The following is a 17,809-nucleotide window of genomic DNA, read 5'->3' on the forward strand; positions in this document are numbered from 1 at the left end:
GGATGACGACCGGCCCGGGCTCGGCGGCATACGCTCGTCGCGTGCTGCTGCGAAACGCGTCCCCGCTCCCCCGCACCATCTGGGGCGAGACGTGGCGCCTGCTGCTCGCACTCGCCGTGGGGCTGGTGCTGTTCGGCATCGTCCTCACGGACGCCGAGCAGCCCGGCGCGCCCCAGGTCCCCGAGGTGCTGCCGTTCCTCGAGGTCGTGTTCGGGGTCGTCGCGCTGGCGCTGCTGCCGTTCCGCCGCCGGTTCCCCCTTCCCGTGGCCCTGGCCACGGCCGCCCTCAGCGGGGTCTCGTCGCTGGCCGTCGGTGCAGGACTGATCGCCATGGTGTCCCTGGCCAGCCACCGTCGCTGGCGCCCGGTCGCCCTCGCTGCCCTGGTGTCCGTCGCCGGCGGCCTCACGTACGAGGCGCTGCGTCCGACCCGGGACGGCCTGTGGTTCAGCCTCCTCAACGTCGTCATCGGCGCCCTGCTCGTGTCGCTGACGATCTCGATCGGCTACTACATCGGCGCCCGCCGCGACCTGATGGCGTCGCTGCGCGACCGGGCCGACACGGCCGAGCGCGAGCAGGCCAGCCGGGTCGCCGAGGCGAGGGCGAACGAGCGCGCGCAGATCGCCCGTGAGATGCACGACGTCCTCGCGCACCGGATCTCGTTGGTGGCCATGCACTCCGGCGCCCTGGCCTACCGCAGCGACCTCACACCGGACGAGACGACGAGGACCGCAGCGGTCATCCGCGACAACGCCCACCTCGCCCTCACCGAGCTGAGGGAGGTCCTCGGCGTGCTGCGCGACCCGACCAAGGGAGACCTCGGCGCCTCCGGCGTCGAACCACCCCAGCCGAGCCTGGAGTCCGTGCAGGCGCTCGTCGACGAGGAGCGCGCGGCGGGTCGTGAAGTGGCTTCCTCGATCGAGGTCTCCCACCTCGAGGATGCCCCGAATGCTCTGTCCCGCAACGCCTTCCGCATCATCCAGGAGTGCCTGACCAACGCACGGAAGCACGCGCCGGGGGCGCCGGTCTCGCTCGCCGTGACCGGCGCACCGGGGGTCGGGCTGGACATCAGGGTGAGCAACGCCGTCGCGGTGCCTGCGCTGGCGCACCCCCTCCCCCAGTCCGGGATGGGCCTGGCCGGAGTGACCGAGAGGGCGGTGCTCTCGGGTGGTGAGCTGACCTTCGGCACCGACCGGCGCGGCCAGTTCGTCGTGCGCGCCCGGCTACCGTGGCGCGCATGAGCGAGACCATCCGCGTCGTCCTCGTGGACGACGACCCGCTCGTCCGCGCGGGCCTCGGCATGATCCTCGGCGGCGCGCCTGACATCGAGGTCGTCGGGGAGGCCGGTGACGGGGTCGAGGCGGTCGCCACGGTCGGCACCACGCAGCCCGACGTCGTGCTGATGGACCTGCGGATGCCCCGCCGCGACGGGCTCGAGGCCACCCGGCTCGTCATCGCGGGACAGGCCGGGTCCGCACGCCTGACGCCGACCCGGGTCATCGTCCTCACCACCTTCGACACCGATGACATGGTGGTGTCGGCACTGCGCGTGGGGGCCAGCGGCTTCCTCCTCAAGGACACCCCTCCCCAGCGCATCGTCGACGCGATCCGGTCGGTGGCGGCGGGTGAGCCGACCCTCTCGCCGACCGTCACGGCGCAGCTGATCGCCTCGGTGACGGCGGGCGACACCGACCGCTCGACGTCTGCGAGGTCGCTGCTGGACACCCTCACCGAGCGCGAGCGCGAGGTCGCCGTGGCCATCGGCCGCGGACGGTCCAACGCCGAGATCGCGGCCGAGCTCTACCTCGGTGTCCCCACCGTCAAGACCCATGTCTCCCGGCTGCTCACCAAGCTGGACGCCGACAACCGCGTGCAGATCGCGCTGATCGTCCACGACGCCGGGCTCACCTGAGGCCCTGCTCCCCGGCGACCCGGCCGGCGGTCGGTCCGGCCGTTGCCATCAGCGTCGGTCCCACTGCTCCTTGGTGATCTCGAACCGGTAGCCGCCACGCTCCGCGCCCTCGACGCCCTGCATGTCCTCGGGCGTCGGGATCTGGGCGACGACGGACATGCCGAGCTTCGACATCACCTTCTGCGAGGAGACGTTGGACGCCATGGTCTCGCCCCAGACCATGGTGACTCCGAGCTCCGCGAAACCCTTGTCCACCAGCGCCCGCGAACCCTCCGTGGCGTACCCCTTGCCCCACGCGTCCTGTCGCAGCCGGTACCCGACCTCGACCTCGTCCAGGGGCCCCGTCCGCAGCGGGCGCAGGAGGAACCAGCCGATGAAGTCCCCGGTCTCCTTCTCGTGGGCGGCGAACAGCCCGAACCGGCTGTCCCACCGCTCGTAGGCGTTGAGCAGGCTCGGGATGACCTCGTCCCGCACGGCGTCCGGCGTCAGGTCCGGCTCGCCGCCGGTGAGGTACCGCATCACCGCCGGGTCGCTGTCGAGCTCGATCAGCAGGTCCGCGTCGTGCGCGGTGAACTGGCGCAGCAGCAGGCGATCGGTCTCGGCGTAGTCGGTCATGGCGCAAGCATGCCGATGGCGGTGCGCGCCGCCAACCGAGTTTCCTGCAGACCAGCGCGCGGCAGGTCGGTCAGCGGGCGCTCAGCGGCTCGACCTGCCGCACGAGCTCGGCGACCAGCACGTAGGTCGCGTCCTCGGTGTTGTCGGCCAGTCCCATGATCACCGTGTCGATCCCGGCCTCGGAGAGCTTCCCGAACCGCTCCACCGTCTCGTCGACGGTGGCGTACGGCATCCCGCCGGGGCCGCTGCCCGAACCGTCGCTGCTGAGGGCCACCCGCGCCAGGACCGTCTTGTCGATCTCGTCGTAGTCGCGCCCGACGTCGTCACAGTGACCGCGCAGGATGTCGAGCTTGCGCGGGATCCCCTCCGGGCCCAGACCGTTGTCGAACAGGTTGCACGCGTCGGCGTACTGGGCCACCAGTCGCAGCGTCTTCTTCTCGCCGCCTCCCCCGATGAGGATCGGCGGGTGGGGCCGGCTCAGGCTCTGGGGGACGTTGAGGGGCCGGTCGAGCTGGTAGTGCCGCCCGGCATACGGGGACTGGTCGCCGGCCCACATCTGCCGGCAGATCTGCAGCGTCTCCTCGAGCCGCTCGAAGCGCTCCTTGGTGGAGGGGTAGGGCACCCCCAGGCCACGGTGCTCCTCCTCGTTCCAGGCGGCACCGATCCCCAGCCAGGCCCGCCCACCGGAGAGGACGTCGAGACTGGTGACGGTCTTGGCCAGCAGTCCGGGGTGCCGGTAGGTGACACCGGTGACGAGCGTGCCCAGCCCGATCCGGCTGGTCTGTCCGGCAGCGAATGCGAGCGCGGTGTACCCCTCGACCATGTCGAGCTCCGGCGGCCCGATCATCGAGATCTGGAAGAAGTGGTCCATCACCCACAGGCTCGACAGACCCGCCCCCTCGCTGTTGCGGGCGATCCGGCCGAAGGTGGGCCCGATCGTGGCCGGCGCCCCCGGCCAGGAGAAGTAGGAGACCTGGTGTCCGAGTCGCATGCTCCATCCTGCGCACAGCCGCGCACCGACCACAACGGCGGGTGTGCCGCAGCCCGCGCCACCGGGTGGGTGGAGCGGGCTGCGGTGGTGCGCTACGGCTGCGGTGCGAACTGCGGTGGTGCGCTACGGCTGCGGTGCGAACTGCGGTGGTGCGTTGCGGCTGCGGCTGCGGCTGCGTCGGTGCGCTGGCGCTTCGGTCAGTCGCGGGTGAGCTTGCGGTAGGTCACCCGGTGCGGGCGGGCCGCGTCGGCACCGAGGCGCTCGACCTTGTTGGCCTCGTACGACTCGAAGTTGCCCTCGAACCAGTACCACTTGCTCGGGTTCTCCTCGGTGCCCTCGTAGGCGAGGATGTGCGTCGCCACCCGGTCGAGGAACCACCGGTCGTGGCTGATGACCACGGCGCAGCCCGGGAAGTCGAGCAGGGCGTTCTCGAGGGAGCCCAGCGTCTCGACGTCGAGGTCGTTGGTCGGCTCGTCGAGCAGGAGCAGGTTGCCGCCCTGCTTGAGGGTCAGCGCGAGGTTGAGGCGGTTGCGCTCGCCACCGGAGAGCACCCCCGTCATCTTCTGCTGGTCCGGGCCCTTGAACCCGAACTGCGACACGTAGGCCCGCGAGGGGATCTCGACCTGGCCCACCTGGATGTGGTCGAGGCCGTCCGACACGGTCTCCCAGAGGTTCTTCTTCGGGTCGAGGCCCGAACGGCTCTGGTCGACGTACGACATCTTGACCGTCTCGCCGATCTTGACCGAACCGTCGTCCGCCTCCTCGAGGCCGACGATGGTCTTGAACAGCGTGGTCTTGCCGACGCCGTTCGGGCCGATGACTCCGACGATGCCGTTGCGCGGGAGCGTGAACGACAGGTCCTCGATGAGGACGCGGTCGCCGAAGCCCTTCTTCAGCTTGTTGACCTCGATGACGGTCGAGCCCAGGCGCGGACCCGGCGGGATCGCGATCTCGTCGAAGTCGAGCTTGCGGGTGCGGTCGGCCTCGGCCGCCATCTCCTCGTACCTGGCCAGTCGGGCCTTGGACTTCACCTGGCGGGCCTTGGCGTTGGAGCGGACCCACTCGAGCTCGGTCGCGAGGCGCTTGGCCAGCTTGGCGTCCTTCTTGCCCTGGACCTCCAGACGCGCCTGCTTCTTCTCCAGGTAGGTCGAGTAGTTGCCCTCGTAGGGGTAGGCGCGGCCGCGGTCGAGCTCGAGGATCCACTGCGCGACGTTGTCCATGAAGTACCGGTCGTGGGTGACCGCGACGACGGCACCGTGGTAGGCGGCGAGGTGCTGCTCGAGCCACAGGACCGACTCGGCGTCGAGGTGGTTGGTGGGCTCGTCGAGCAGCAGGAGGTCGGGCTTCTGCAGGAGCAGCTTGCACAGGGCCACGCGGCGGCGCTCACCACCGGAGAGGACCGTGACGTCGGCGTCCGGCGGCGGGCAGCGCAGGGCGTCCATGGCCTGCTCGAGCTGGGAGTCGAGGTCCCAGGCGTCGGCGGCGTCGATGGCCTCCTGGAGCTTGCCCATCTCCTCCATCAGCGCGTCGAAGTCGGCGTCGGGCTCGGCCATCTCCGCGGAGATGGCGTTGTAGCGGTCGAGCTTGGCCTTGATCTCGCCGGCGCCCTCCTCGACGTTGCCGAGGACGGTCTTGGACTCGTTGAGCTCGGGCTCCTGCATGAGGATGCCGACCGAGTACCCCGGCGTCAGGCGGGCCTCGCCGTTGGACGGCTGGTCGAGCCCGGCCATGATCTTGAGGACCGAGGACTTGCCGGCGCCGTTGGGTCCGACGACGCCGATCTTGGCCCCGGGATAGAAGGAGATGGTGACGTCATCGAGGATGACCTTGTCGCCATGGGCCTTGCGGGCCTTCGACATGACGTAGATGAACTCGGGCATGGGGGCAAGGCTAACGGCCACCGCCCCCACGCCCGAATCCGCGTGCCGCCGTCTCAGACGGCGGTGAGCTCGCGACCGGAGTCCTCGCGCTCCGGGTCCTCCCGGTCGGCTTCGCGCGGCACCAGTCCCGTGGGCTGGGGCACGACGTCGTACTCGTCGTTCGCCGCGTCGAGCCCGCTCCCGGCCTCGAGCTCGGCGTGCACGGACTGGATCGCCTCGTCGGAGAGCCGGTCCGTCTGGTCCATCTGGGCCCGGCTCACCCTGACCAGCTCGGTGGTGCCCCACGTGAGGTCGTGCCCCACCGTGTAGGCGTCGATCTCGACCGAGGTTGCCGGGATGTTGTCGCTGCGCATCCACTGGTTCACCCGCATCCGGCCGTAGACGACCACGGGGTCGCCCTTCTTCAGCGAGTTGCCGACGTTCGCCCCCAGGGTGCGGAACGCCGTCACGTTGAAGAAGTTGGTCGGGCCGTCCTCGTACTCGCGGGTCTGCGGGTTGGGCCGGCGCACCGTCGACGCCAGCCGGAACGCCGTGAAGGGCACTCCCCCGCGTGTCGTCCGCGACTCCGGGTTGGCCACCAGTCGTCCCTGGACCGTCGTGTAGATCTCGTTCATGTCGTCCACCTCATCCTCTTCGTCCGTCCCCGTCAGCGGGGTTGGACGCAAGGGTGGCGAGCGACGAGGGGCCGCGGGAGGGTGGACGCCGGCACCTGTGGACAGCCGGTGACAGGACGACGAGGTGTGGACGGGCTACGGGTCGGGCCCTCAGGCAGAGGCGCGGTCGAGGCCTTCGCGGGCCGCCCGGTGCCTGGCCAGCACGGCACGCACCGGCCCCACGATCCGCTCCGCGGCCACCGCTGCGACCGCGTCGGTGAGGCGGCCACGGATGACCTGCCCTCGCCGGCGCGCACCGATGCGGGCCAACCACCGCGCCAGCGCGGCGAGCGCCAGGCCCAGCAGCAACCCGCCGGCGAACATCAGCAGCGGGTACGGCACCGGCCCGAGGCTCGGCGTGCTGACGTCATGGATGGCCAGCCACCCCAGGACGACGAGGACCACCAGCCACACCAGGCCGAGCACGGCCACGAGGGAGAGCAGCAGCTGGGCGATCCCGAACACCCGCCACCACAAGGGTGCCCGCATCCTCAAGGAGGTGCCGACGACGGCCTGGTCGAGGGCGTCGGAGAGCTCGGGACCGGGCGGCGTCGCCGCGTCGGACACGGCTTCCGCCCACCGGTGCGGCAAACCCTCGGCGGCACCGTCGCCCACACCCCGGGTCGCGAGGTCGACGGCGGCCCTGGCCGCCGGGGTGGGCGGGGGAAGGGAGGAGCGGCCCAGGACCGAGCGGACGTCCCCCGCGGTGACGGCGAGCTTCTCCTCCACGGAGTCACGGGTGTTGAGCCGCAGCCGCTTCATCGGGTCGGGGCGCAGCGCCCGGACCCAGCGCGTGAACGGCCAACCGGTCCTGCTCCAGGCCTGGTTGCGGTAGTCGCGCTCCACGGCCGCGACGACCGTCGGGATCCCCGCGGCACGGGACAACGCCTCGACGAGGGCGGCGTCCACGGCGTCGGGCAGGGTGTGCTCGGTGTCGGCGACGTCGACCCGGAGGCGGCCGGACGTCGCACGGATGTCGGCCGCCAGCCGTGCCTGCGCGGCGTTCCGGGCGGCCACGGCGGTGCCCAACCGCATCGCCAGCTCGTCGAGACCCGTGCGGGTCGTCGCGGACGTCGCGAGGACCTGCACCCCGGCGATGCCGTCCTCGGCGGTGAGGCGCGCGAGATCCCCTCGGATCTGCGTGACGGCGTCCGCCGACAGGCGGTCTGCCTGGTTGAGGACCACCACGGTGACGGCGTCGTGCGTCGACAGCACCTTGAGGAAGTCGTCGTGCAGCCGGGCGTCGGCGTACTTCTGGGGGTCGGTCACCCACACGAACACGTCGACGAGCTCGAGCACGCGCTCGGACTCGAGCCGGTGGGCCTCGACGCGGGAGTCGAAGTCGGGCAGGTCGAGGAGCACGAGGCCGTCGAGGTTCCAGGCCACCGCCGGGGCACCCTTCGACGGCCTCCCCCCGCCGGTCGCGGGAGCACCCGTGGAAGCTGCCTGCACGTGGTGCCGCTGCGCCACCTCGAGCCAGTCGAGCAGGTCACTCGCGTCGTCATCGCCCCAGACCGCGGCGATGGGGCGCGAGGTCGTCGGCCGCCGAGCGCCCACGGTTGCCACGCCATCACCGACGATCGCGTTGAACAGGCTGGACTTCCCCGAGCCCGTGGCGCCCGCGAGCGCGACCACGGTGTGGTTGCCGGACCTGGACGTGCGGGCCGTGACCTTCTCGATGACGGCTCGGGCGTCGACGACGCGGCCGGGGTCGAGCTGGCTCCCCCCGGCCTCGAGGGCGTCACTGAGGGCGGCGGAACGCTCGCCCAGCTCCTCGGCGCTCATCCCCTTGACCTTGCTCCGGCCCATGATCAACGGGCTCATCGAACCGCCTTCACCGCTGCTGCGGCATCTGCCAGGCGCTCGGCCCGGTCTTCCCTGGTGGCCACGCCCTCGAGGGCGTGGTCGTAGCGGAGCTGCTCCGCGGCATACAGCTCACGCACCCGCTCGAGGAGGCGCTTGCGGGCGCGGATGGCCATGTCGCGCACGGCCTGGTCGCCGAAGATGGCCTCGAGCACCTTCTGCGCGAGCACCGCGGTCCCGCCGGCGATGCCGACCTCGGCGCCGGCGAGGAGCCCGCCGGTGTGCGCGAACACCACCAGCATGAGGATCACACCGATCCCGTTGAGTCCGTATGCCGCGATGCGGGCCGTCGTGCGCCGGTCCTTGCCCTCGCTGCGCACCATGTCGAGCAGCTCGCCCTGCCAGTCGCGCACGAGGCGCTCGACGGAGGCGGTGAACTCGGGCGAGGCCTTGGCCATGCCCGGGTGCGCCTGGAGCACGGAGTCGCCGCCCGGCAGCTGACGCCACTGGCGGACCACGGTGGCGGCCGCTCCCTGGCCCTGCGACTGGATGAGGGCGGCGACACCGGTCTGCAGTGCCTCGCCGAGGTCGCCGGACGGGGGTGGGGTGCCCTTGATCGCGGCGGTGATGCGGTCGCGGACCTTGGAGATGGTCGACTCGACCTGCTTGAAGAACTCGCCGGTCCCGACGTACTCCTGCCAGCGGGCGAGCACCTCGCCACGCAGGAGGGTCCCGTCGGTCATGCCCTGCTCGACGTGGAGGACGGCGTCGCGGTAGGACAGCTCGGCCGCCTCGTGGAGCGCGGTCACGGCCGTCACCTGGTCGCGGGTCGAGCCGACGAGGGAGACGGTGCGCTCCTCGAGGGAGCCCAGCGCCCCGTCGAGGGTCTGCTTGACGATCACCGCGCGGGCCCGGGCGTCGCTCGCGAGCGCCGACAGCCACGACCGCAGTCGGGCGACGTCGGCCTCGGGGAGGCGACCCTCGGAGGTCAGGGCTGCCTCCGGGATGCCGAAGATGGGCGCGGTCGACAGTCCCTGGTCGCGCAGCATCGACGCGAGGTGGCTGCGGATGTCGGCCATCGCCTCGGGGGGCACCCGGTCGAGGACGATCGCCACGGCGGTGCCGCGCTCGGAGGCCTGGCGCAGCAGGTCCCACGGGACGGCGTCGGCGTAGCGGGCGGCCGTGGTGACGAACAGCCACAGGTCGGCCGCCGCGAGGAGCTGCCCGGCCAGGGCGCGGTTGGCACTGACCACCGAGTCGATGTCGGGGGCGTCGAGCAGGGCCATGCCCGGCGGCAGGGAGCTGGACGCCACCATCCGCAGCGAGGCCTCGCCGTCGTCCTCGGTCGCGGCGCCGGTGACCCGGCTCAGACCGGGCAGGATCCGGTCGTCGAGGAACCAGCGCTCGTCCTTGGGGTGGTGCACGAGGACCGGGGTGGTGGTCGTCGGCCGCAGCACTCCCGACCGGCTCACCTGGGCGTCGACGATGGAGTTGACCAGCGTCGACTTGCCCGCGCCCGTCGAACCACCCACGACCGCGAGCAGCGGGGCGTCCAGCGACCGCAGCCGCGGGATGACGTAGTCGTCGAGCTGCTTGAGCAGCGAGTCACGGGTCGCACGACCCGTGGCCACGCCGGGGATGTCGAGCGGCAGCTCTGCGTCTGCCACCTGGTCTCGGAGGGTCGTCACGGCGCCCAACATGGACATGGCGTCGTCCCGGGAAATCACACCGCAAGCCTAACGAACCGGACCGCATGCAACCTGCCACGACAGACCGTTGCGGACCCCTCATCGGTAACGATCGGGTCGTGCGCCCCCTCCGGAGGACCACGAGGCCCCTCCGCGGCGGGTTCACGAGGGTGGTCCGGTGCCGCCGAGGCAGTGACGGGAGGCCGGCTACCGCCGGAAGTACCCGTCGTACCCGCTCGCCGTGGACCCGTCCCCCGAGTCACTCTCGCGCGGCTGGAGGCGCTCGACGGGCTCGATCTGCTCCACCTCGTCGACGAAGATCGAGTCCCCGTCACCGCCCCGCGCAGGGCGGGCGGACCGAGACGCGCGCGGAACCTTCAGGTTCGGGAACCGGCCCGTTCGGACCGTCGGGATGAACGGACCGGCAGGTCGCCCGACCTCACCGTGCTCGGTCACCGCCACGGTCCTGGGCGTGCCGACGTCCGACGCACTCCCCTCCGGCACCCCGGTCACGAGCCCGGCCAGGGAGTCCTCGAGGTCGTCCATGTCGGGCAGCCGGGCCCACCACAGTCCGAGGGGGGCCAGCAGCAGGAGCGCACCCAGGGGCCAGGACAGGTTGCCGATCACCTGCTCGTGGTACCCCGGGCCGATGCTGCCCGAGATGACCCCGGGGTCGGTGGAGGCGTACGGGTTGTCGCCGAACAGGGCGATGATGCAGATGGCGCTCGCCACGAGGGAGAGCAGGGCCGCGACCGCCCACAGGACGAGCCACTCCCACCGCAGGTACCGCGTGTGGCTGACGGGCTGGCACCGGTGCAGGACCACCAGCAGGCCGGCGAGGGACACCGCGACGACCAGCACGCTGACGGGCGCGCGGTACCCGCCGAAGAGGGCCATGCCGATGATCCGCTGCATCAGCGAGACCGTGGGCACCCCCGACCCGAGGCCGGACTGGCCGGTGTACTGCGCGCCGAGGGCCCATGCGGATCGCGCCTCGATCAACGCACCCACGAGAAGGGCCGCCACCCCGACCTCGGCCACGCGCACGGTGAGGAACCACACCTGCGCCCCAGACAGCTCCCTCGCCTTCTGCAGCATCCCCACCCCTTCGTCGGTCCGACAAATCTATCCCGGTCGGAGGCGTCCACAATGGTGCGATGCGCATCTTTGCCGCGGTCGTGCCCCCGGAGGACGCCCTCGAGGACCTGGCGGACTTCCTCGACCCCCGACGGGACACCGACCGCGAGCTCCGCTGGACCGATCCCTCGCTGTGGCACATCACCCTCGCCTTCATGGCCGACGTCCCCGAGGGTCGCCTCGACGAGGTCGCGCTCGCCGTGGCCGAGGCCGCCGCCCACCGCGAACCGTTCGCCTCCCGGCTGCACTCGGGTGGGGCCTTCCCGCACGCGGCGGACGCCAGGGTCCTGTGGATCGGGGTCGACGGCGACGACGAGGCCAGGGGCTCCCTGGCCGCGCTGGCGCGCAACGTCCGGTCGTCCTGTGCCCACGTCGGCGCCACACCCGAGGGCGGTGGCTTCCAGCCGCACCTCACCGTGGCCCGGGCGCGGCACTCCTTCGAGGCGACCCGCTGGCTGCGGGTGCTCGACGCGTACTCCGGTCCGCGGTGGAACGCCGACGAGGTGACGCTGTTCGCCTCGCACGCGCCGTCGGGTGGCCGCCCGCGCCAGTACCGCCCTGTCGCGACGATGCCACTCGGTGGCGAGGAGTGAGCCCAGCCGCCGCTGCCCTCGCCCCGGTCGTCGACGTCCACCCGTATGCCGCCCGCGAGGCCTTCGCCGCGCTCCTCGCCCACGCGGTGCCCGGGCTCGAGCGGGTCGAGGCGTCGACCGGGACGTACGAGCGGCTGGTGCCGACGCCGGCGGGACCGCGCCTCCTGCAGGCGCACTTCGCCGGGGACCGGGTCACCGTCAGCGCCCGGATCAGGCCAGGGTCCGTCGACCAGCTCGGCGCCGTCGGCCACCGGGTACGACAGTGGCTCGACCTCGACACCGACCTCGCGGCAGCTGCCAGGCACCTGGGCGGCGACCCCGTCCTGGGGCCGCTCGTCGCCGCGAACCCGACGCTGCGGATCCTGGGCGCCTTCGACGGTTTCGAGGCCACCGTCATGACGGTGCTCGGCCAGCACGTCTCGCTCCAGGCCGCCCAGACCTTCGCCGCACGACTCGTCCAGCGCTGGGGAGTCCTCGATGCAGACTCCACGCTGCGCGAGTTCCCATCCCCTGCAACACTTTCCGTCGCCGACGCCACGCAGCTTCAGTCGGTTGTCGGCGTGACCGGGGCACGGGCTCGCACCGTCGTGGCCCTGGCGCAGGCCTGTGCGCAAGGGCTGGTCATCGCACCCGACTCGGACCACAGCGAGGTCCGGCGCCGCCTCCTCGCGCTGCCCGGCATCGGGCCGTGGACCGTCGACTACGTCGCCATGCGGGCACTCAGGGACGCTGACGCGTTCCCCCACGGCGACCTCGTCCTGCGCAAGGCTCTCGACCTCCCGACCCAGCACGAGGTGCTCACCCGGTCAGCGGGCTGGGCCCCGTGGCGGGCCTATGCGGCCATCCACCTGTGGCACCACGCGGCATACGCGAAGCACCTCTGACCACGCCGGAGCGGCGAGCCGGCACGTCCGCGCCCCAGGCTCATCGGCATGGGATGGCGCCCCCGGCAGGACTCGAACCTGCGACCCAGTCATTAGAAGTGACTCGCTCTATCCGCTGAGCTACGGGGGCCAGTGGGCCAGAGACTAACCGATCGCGAAACATCCTCCTGGCGGACGCCTTCCGCATCTTTCCCGCGATCTGAGGTCTCAGTCAGAGCTCGCTGCCGCCTGCGGCGCGCGGGCCGACAGCTGGGCCGTGCGGCGCAGGGCGAGCTCGGCGAGCAGGGCCGCCCCGTCCGGCACGACCGAGTCGTCGAAGTCAGCCCGCGGCGAGTGGTTGTCGGGTGCAGAGTCGTGGTCGGCCGCGGGACAGGCGCTGAGGTTGACGTACGCGCTGGGCACGAGCTGACCGACGAACGAGAAGTCCTCGGACCCCATCTCCGGATCGCGCTGGTGGCTGTAGCGGTCGGCGCCGAACAGGTCGACGATGGTGTCCTTGGCGAAGGCGTACTCGGCCTCGTCGTTGACCGTCACGGGGTAGCCGGGGAGGTGCTCGACGACGGCGGTGAGGCCGTGGGCGGCGGCGAGCTGGGTGCAGAGCCGTTCGATCTTCGCGCTGACCTCGGCTCGGGCCTCCTCCGAGAGGCTGCGCACGGTCGCCTCGAACACCGCCTCGTCGGGGATGATGTTGTCCTTGGTGCCGCCGACGAACTTCCCCACGGTGATGACGACCGGGTCGAACACGTCGAACTGACGGGTGACGAGGGTCTGCAGGGCCACGACGATCTCGCAGGCCACGGGGATCGGGTCCTTGGCCCGGAACGGCTGCGACCCGTGTCCGCCCTCGCCGACGATGGTCACCCTGACCTCGTCCGCCGCAGCCATGAGCGGACCGGGACGGCCGAACCAGACCCCCTTCGCGTACTCGGACGAGTAGACGTGCAGGGCGTAGGCGGCGTCGACACGACGGCCGGCAGCCTCGAGCAGGCCCTCGCGGATCATCGGCTCCGCTCCCCCGGGTCCCTCCTCCCCGGGCTGGAACATGAGCACGACGTCACCCTCGAGCTCGTCGCGCAGCTCGTGCAGGATCCGCGCCGCACCGACCAGCCCCGCGACGTGGAGGTCGTGGCCGCAGGCGTGCATCCGGCCGACGTGGCGTGAGACGTAGTCGAGGTCGAGGTCCTCGGTGACCGGCAGGGCGTCCATGTCGCCGCGCAGCAGGACGACCGGGCGGTCCGTCCCAGTGCGCGAGCCGCCACGGCCGCGCAGGACCGCGACGACCGACGACAGCTCGCGACCCAGCGTGACCTCGAGGTCGAGGCCGTCCAGCGCGTCGAGGACGGCCCGCTGCGTGAGCGGCAGGTCCATGCCGACCTCCGGCACCTGGTGCAGCTCGCGCCGGAGTCGGACGAGGTCGGGGCCGATGGTCGAGGCGATGTCGAGGGTGCGCACGACCTGCACGCTAGTACGCGCCGAGGAACTCCCGGCGTCGCGCCGTCAGCGCGTCGAGCAGCTCGCGCTCGGTCTGCAGGGCCTGGTCGTCGGCTGCGCTGTGGTGCATGCGCGCACGGAGGAGGGCGAGCTCACTGGCGGAGTCCTGGAAGCTGCGCATCGACGCCAGCGACGCACGCCCGGCCGACCGCGCCCACACCCGTGCGCTGCGCCGACCCGCCATGGTCGACAGCATCTGCACCTCGCTGGGCGAGAGCCAGCCGGCGTCGGCGTACGCGCTGAGGTAGCGGCCGATGAGCCGCCCCTCGCGTCGACGGGCCCACACCACGAGCGCGCCGAACGCCACGAAGATCGGCACCTCGACGAACAGGTAGACGGTGACCAGCCCGGCGCCTCCGGTGACGGCAGCCAGGTTCCAGATCGCGTGCAGCAGGGCGGCGAGGACGTACCCCGCCACCGGTGCGGCGACCTTGAGGACCCGGCTGCGGGTGGTGGCCGCGATCCCGATCCCGATGCCCGTCATCACCGTGAAGATCGGGTGGGCGAACGGCGTGAACAGGCACCGGGCGATGAACGTCCCGGTGAGGGCCGCGTCCCCGCCGTCGGCGTAGGCCAGGCCGAGGTACTGGATGTTCTCGGTGAAGGCGAAGCCGGCGGCGACGATCCCGGCATAGACCATCCCGTCGATGATCCCGTCGAACTCGCGCCGACGCAGGCGCCAGACCAGGAGCACCAGCAGCCCCTTGACCGCCTCCTCCACCAGCGGCGCGGAGAAGATCGCCGTGGCCAGGCCTGCAGTCTCGGTCCCGCCGGTGGCGGCCTGGAACGCGATGTTGGCGCCGGTGTTGAAGATCCCGGCCAGCAGTGCCGCGACGAGGGCGCCCCACCCGAACGCCACGAGCAGGTACCGGGTCGGCTCGGCCTCGAACCGGTCGAGCCACAGGAAGGTCGGGATGACGACGCCGAGCGGGATCGCTGCGAGCAGGATGGCGAGCAGGCTCGTCACGACGCCGAGCGTGGCCCCGTAGTAGACGGCGAGGACGACCGCGGCCAGGGCGAAACCGATGACGATGACGCCCGCGAGCAGCCACCGCCGCAACGTCCCACGACCGCTGCGCCGCACCGGACCGGAGGGGGCCGCCCCGGGCGCGCCCGCGGCATGCCCCGCCTCTTGTCCCCACGTCATGACGGGCAGGCTAGTGCAGCGGGCCCCGCGACGCGGGGCACGTGTCCGGGGGTGGCCATAGGGTGTGCGGGTGACGCAGAACCCCACCGACCGCTCCGTCAACGACCGCATCGTCTGGATCGACTGCGAGATGACCGGGCTGTCCCTCGAGAACGACGCCCTCATCGAGGTCGCGGCGCTCGTGACCGACTTCGAGCTCAACCAGCTCGGCGACGGTGTCGACGTCGTGATCGCACCGCCCGCCGAGGCGCTCGAGCAGATGGACGACTTCGTGCGCAACATGCACACGTCATCCGGCCTGCTCGACGAGTTGGCCGGCGGCACCACGATGGAGGCCGCGGAGAAGCTGGTGCTCGACTACGTCCGCGAGTGGGTGCCAGAGCCGCGCAAGGCCCCCCTGGGCGGCAACACCGTCGGCACCGACCGCAACTTCCTCCTGCGCGACATGGCCGAGCTCGAGGCCCACCTGCACTACCGCATCATCGACGTGTCCTCGATCAAGGAGCTGTCGCGGCGCTGGTACCCCCGCGCCTACTTCAGCTCCCCCAAGAAGTCCGGTGGCCACCGCGCGCTCGCGGACATCCGCGAGTCCATCGCCGAGCTGCGCTACTACCGGGAGGCCGTGTTCGTGGCCCAGCCCGGTCCGGACAGCGTCACCGCCAAGTCCATCGCGGCCCGTCACGTCGTCGACCACGGCACCGAGCCCGTCGCGGACGGCTCCCCCGCCTGATCGCGAGCACGTATGGCGCGGACCACGGTCCGCGCCGCAGGGACCCACCCGGGGTGGTCACGAGCACTGCCCCGGAGCAGGTACGATGGTCCACGCTTACGCGGCCGGCTCCTTTGTCCGGTCGTGTCGCATGGTGGGCGTAGCTCAGCTGGTAGAGCACCGCGTTGTGGTCGCGGGGGTCGCGGGTTCAAGCCCCGTCGCTCACCCCATACCGAACGGCCCCGGGTCTGCAGAGATGCAGACCCGGGGCCGTTCGGCGTTTTCCGTGCGACTTTACGCAAGTTCGAGCATTTGCTTGCCGTGGCTGCGCTCGCGGCGTCAGGATGTGCAGCGGCCGGGGGGACCGCACACGGGTGGTCGTACGGCACGACGAAGGGGGAAGGTCATGTCGGTTCGACGTCTGCTGGGGGGCGCGCTCGCGTTCCTCGTCGCCGGGGCGGTGGTGGTGCCGGCCACGACCACCGCGGCCTCCGGAGCCACACCGGCACCCGACCGCACGAGTGCGGTCGAGGCCCGCCGGGTCGACTCCCTGCCGGTCCCCAAGATCACCTGGTTCGACTGCAGCGTGATCACGCCGCGCGGCGCCTGCGGCACCGTGCGCCTGCCCGTCGACTACGACCAGCCCAAGGGCGCCACCACCGAGGTGGCCCTGTTCCGGGTCAAGGTCGCCGACCCGAAGAAGAAGATCGGGACGCTCTTCCTCAACCCCGGCGGACCCGGCGGCTCGGGCGTGCAGTTCGCCGCCGCGGCCCCGTTCTTCCTCGCGCCGGACGTCCTGGCGAAGTTCGACATCGTCGGGGTCGACCCCCGCGGCACCAACTTCAGCGACAACGTCCGGTGCTTCAAGGACCTCGGGGCGCAGGCGAAGGCCCTGTCGGGGCTCAACACGCCGTTCCCCACGACGGCGACGCAGCGCGAGGCCTACATCAAGTCGGCCATGGCCTTCGGCAAGACCTGCTCGACCGCGGGGCAGCCCCTCGTGTCGTCGATGTCGACCGCAGAGGTCGCCCGCGACATGGACGTGCTGCGGCGCACCTTCGGCGACACCAAGCTCTCCTACCTCGGGTTCTCCTACGGCACCTACCTCGGCCAGGTCTACGCGAACATGTTCCCGGACCGCGTCCGTGCGGTGGCCATCGACGGTGTGCTCGACCCCGTCGCGTGGTCGGGCAGCCAGGGTGCGACCCCCGAGCCGCAGACCCAGCGCCTCAAGTCGGGCGAGGGTGCCTACCGCGCCCTGGTGAAGATCCTCGACCTCTGCAAGACGTCCGGGCCCGACTTCTGCAACCTGGCCGCCATGGGTGACCCGCGGACGCTGTTCAACCAGGCGATGGCCGACCTGAGGGCCAATCCGATCGTCATCTCCGACCCCGAGACCGGTGAGGTCTTCTTCACCCTCGACTACGCCACCGCCACCGCGATGCTGCTGGGTGACCTCTACAGCCCCGACGGTTCGATGTTCGTCGACTGGGACCTCAGCAGCATCGTCTCGATCACGCAGGACCCGATGGCTCGCAAGGCGGCCACCCGACGGGCCGCTGCTGCCCTCCAGGCCCGTGCCGAGACGAAGGCTGCCGCTGACCGAGCCGCCAAGGTCAAGCTCGCCAAGGCCGGTGCGAGGGCCGGATGGGGCTTCCCGTACGACAACTCCCCCGAGGCGTTCCAGTCGGTGCTGTGCAGCGACGGGACCAACCCCAGCTCAGCACGCCTGTGGCCCTACTTCACGGCGACCGCGCAGCGCAACGCCCCCGGTTTCGGACCGCTCTGGTCCTGGGCGTCGGCCCCGTGCGCGTCCTCGACGTGGACGGCGACCGACGAGGACGCCTACCGCGGGCCGTTCACCAAGCGGACCGCCAACCCCGTGCTCGTCGTGGGCAACTACTGGGACCCCGCCACCAACTACGCCGGCGCGGTCAAGGCGTCCACGCTGCTGCCGAACAGCCGGCTGGTGTCCAGCAACAGCTGGGGCCACACGGCATACGGCACGTCCGAGTGCGTCACCAAGGCCGTGGACACGTACCTGCTGACTGCCGCGGTGCCGCCGGTAGGCACCCGGTGCGTCGGTGACCAGCAGCCGTTCACCGACCCGATCGAGCAGCCGCAGGAGCAGGAGCAGCTGCGTCAGGGCGGTACGGGTCGCATCCTGCCGCCGGTCGTGGCGCCGGTCCAGGGGGCACTCCCCCGGCTCTGACCGGAGCACCCCGCAAGGACTCCGCAGCACCCCGCACCACCCGCACCACCCGACAGGGCGTCTCGCACGAGGCGCCCTGTCGGCCTGTCCCGCACCG

15 protein-coding genes and 2 tRNA genes are annotated in these 17,809 nt (G+C 71.6%); 7 read left to right on the forward strand and 10 right to left on the reverse strand.

The window, feature by feature from the left end; all coding sequences use genetic code 11:
* Positions 1-41: 41 nt before the first annotated feature.
* Both ASD62_RS19175 and ASD62_RS19180 read left to right on the forward strand, forming a co-directional pair.
* Complete coding sequence (locus ASD62_RS19175) at positions 42-1,238, forward strand: sensor histidine kinase (protein ID WP_235530799.1); 1,197 nt, start codon at positions 42-44, stop codon at positions 1,236-1,238.
* Positions 1,235-1,909 carry a response regulator transcription factor gene (locus tag ASD62_RS19180; RefSeq protein ID WP_056917799.1) on the forward strand — a complete coding sequence of 225 codons (675 nt, stop codon included), beginning with the start codon at positions 1,235-1,237 and terminating at the stop codon, positions 1,907-1,909. The genes ASD62_RS19175 and ASD62_RS19180 overlap by 4 nt, the downstream gene beginning before the upstream one ends.
* Positions 1,910-1,957: 48 nt before the next feature.
* Here ASD62_RS19180 and ASD62_RS19185 read toward each other — a convergent pair whose 3' ends face one another.
* The 7 genes from ASD62_RS19185 to ASD62_RS19215 all read right to left on the reverse strand — a co-directional run bounded on the left by ASD62_RS19185 (position 1,958) and on the right by ASD62_RS19215 (position 10,637).
* On the reverse strand, positions 1,958-2,524 hold the full coding sequence (locus tag ASD62_RS19185) for a GNAT family N-acetyltransferase (RefSeq protein ID WP_056917800.1): 567 nt from the start codon (positions 2,522-2,524) through the stop codon (positions 1,958-1,960).
* Positions 2,525-2,594: 70 nt separating this feature from the next.
* The gene (locus ASD62_RS19190; RefSeq protein WP_056917801.1) at positions 2,595-3,515 is read right to left on the reverse strand and encodes an LLM class F420-dependent oxidoreductase; all 921 of its coding nucleotides are present in this window, start codon (positions 3,513-3,515) and stop codon (positions 2,595-2,597) included.
* A 197-nt stretch (positions 3,516-3,712) separates the two neighbouring features.
* A complete protein-coding gene (ettA, locus tag ASD62_RS19195; protein WP_056917802.1) occupies positions 3,713-5,395 on the reverse strand; it encodes an energy-dependent translational throttle protein EttA in 1,683 nt (560 codons plus the stop codon).
* Between the two features lie 53 nt (positions 5,396-5,448).
* Positions 5,449-6,009 (reverse strand): single-stranded DNA-binding protein, encoded by a 561-nt coding sequence (locus ASD62_RS19200; RefSeq protein ID WP_157581647.1) that lies wholly within the window; start codon positions 6,007-6,009, stop codon positions 5,449-5,451.
* Between the two features lie 150 nt (positions 6,010-6,159).
* Positions 6,160-7,872: a GTPase gene (locus ASD62_RS19205; protein ID WP_056917804.1), complete on the reverse strand. Its 1,713-nt coding sequence runs from the start codon at positions 7,870-7,872 to the stop codon at positions 6,160-6,162.
* Entirely contained in the window at positions 7,869-9,539 is a 1,671-nt protein-coding gene (locus ASD62_RS19210; protein ID WP_369818832.1) for a dynamin family protein, read from the reverse strand. The genes ASD62_RS19205 and ASD62_RS19210 overlap by 4 nt, the downstream gene beginning before the upstream one ends.
* A gap of 207 nt (positions 9,540-9,746) precedes the next feature.
* On the reverse strand, positions 9,747-10,637 hold the full coding sequence (locus ASD62_RS19215) for a hypothetical protein (RefSeq protein WP_056917806.1): 891 nt from the start codon (positions 10,635-10,637) through the stop codon (positions 9,747-9,749).
* Positions 10,638-10,696: 59 nt separating this feature from the next.
* Between ASD62_RS19215 and thpR the strand changes: the two genes are divergently transcribed.
* Positions 10,697-11,269, forward strand: coding sequence for an RNA 2',3'-cyclic phosphodiesterase (gene thpR / locus ASD62_RS19220; protein ID WP_056917807.1), 573 nt, complete (start codon positions 10,697-10,699; stop codon positions 11,267-11,269).
* Positions 11,266-12,153 carry a DNA-3-methyladenine glycosylase gene (locus ASD62_RS19225; protein ID WP_082581070.1) on the forward strand — a complete coding sequence of 296 codons (888 nt, stop codon included), beginning with the start codon at positions 11,266-11,268 and terminating at the stop codon, positions 12,151-12,153. Before thpR ends, ASD62_RS19225 begins: the two co-directional genes overlap by 4 nt.
* A 54-nt stretch (positions 12,154-12,207) precedes the next feature.
* Here ASD62_RS19225 and ASD62_RS19230 read toward each other — a convergent pair.
* The 3 genes from ASD62_RS19230 to ASD62_RS19240 form a co-directional block, all read right to left on the reverse strand.
* Positions 12,208-12,283 (reverse strand) — tRNA-Arg (locus ASD62_RS19230).
* Between the two features lie 77 nt (positions 12,284-12,360).
* Positions 12,361-13,605, reverse strand: coding sequence for a M20 family metallopeptidase (locus ASD62_RS19235; RefSeq protein WP_056917902.1), 1,245 nt, complete (start codon positions 13,603-13,605; stop codon positions 12,361-12,363).
* Positions 13,606-13,615: 10 nt separating this feature from the next.
* Positions 13,616-14,791 (reverse strand): PrsW family intramembrane metalloprotease, encoded by a 1,176-nt coding sequence (locus ASD62_RS19240; RefSeq protein ID WP_056917808.1) that lies wholly within the window; start codon positions 14,789-14,791, stop codon positions 13,616-13,618.
* A 70-nt stretch (positions 14,792-14,861) separates the two neighbouring features.
* Between ASD62_RS19240 and orn the strand changes: the two genes are divergently transcribed.
* From orn to ASD62_RS19255, 3 genes are all read left to right on the forward strand, one after another.
* Complete coding sequence (gene orn / locus ASD62_RS19245; protein ID WP_255354156.1) at positions 14,862-15,521, forward strand: oligoribonuclease; 660 nt, start codon at positions 14,862-14,864, stop codon at positions 15,519-15,521.
* A 133-nt stretch (positions 15,522-15,654) separates the two neighbouring features.
* Positions 15,655-15,730 (forward strand) — tRNA-His (locus ASD62_RS19250).
* Positions 15,731-15,906: 176 nt separating this feature from the next.
* Positions 15,907-17,712, forward strand: coding sequence for an alpha/beta hydrolase (locus ASD62_RS19255; RefSeq protein ID WP_056917809.1), 1,806 nt, complete (start codon positions 15,907-15,909; stop codon positions 17,710-17,712).
* The last annotated feature ends 97 nt before the right edge of the window (positions 17,713-17,809 follow it).

The sequence above is a fragment of the Phycicoccus sp. Root563 genome (assembly GCF_001427915.1).
Lineage (GTDB): Bacteria > Actinomycetota > Actinomycetes > Actinomycetales > Dermatophilaceae > Pedococcus.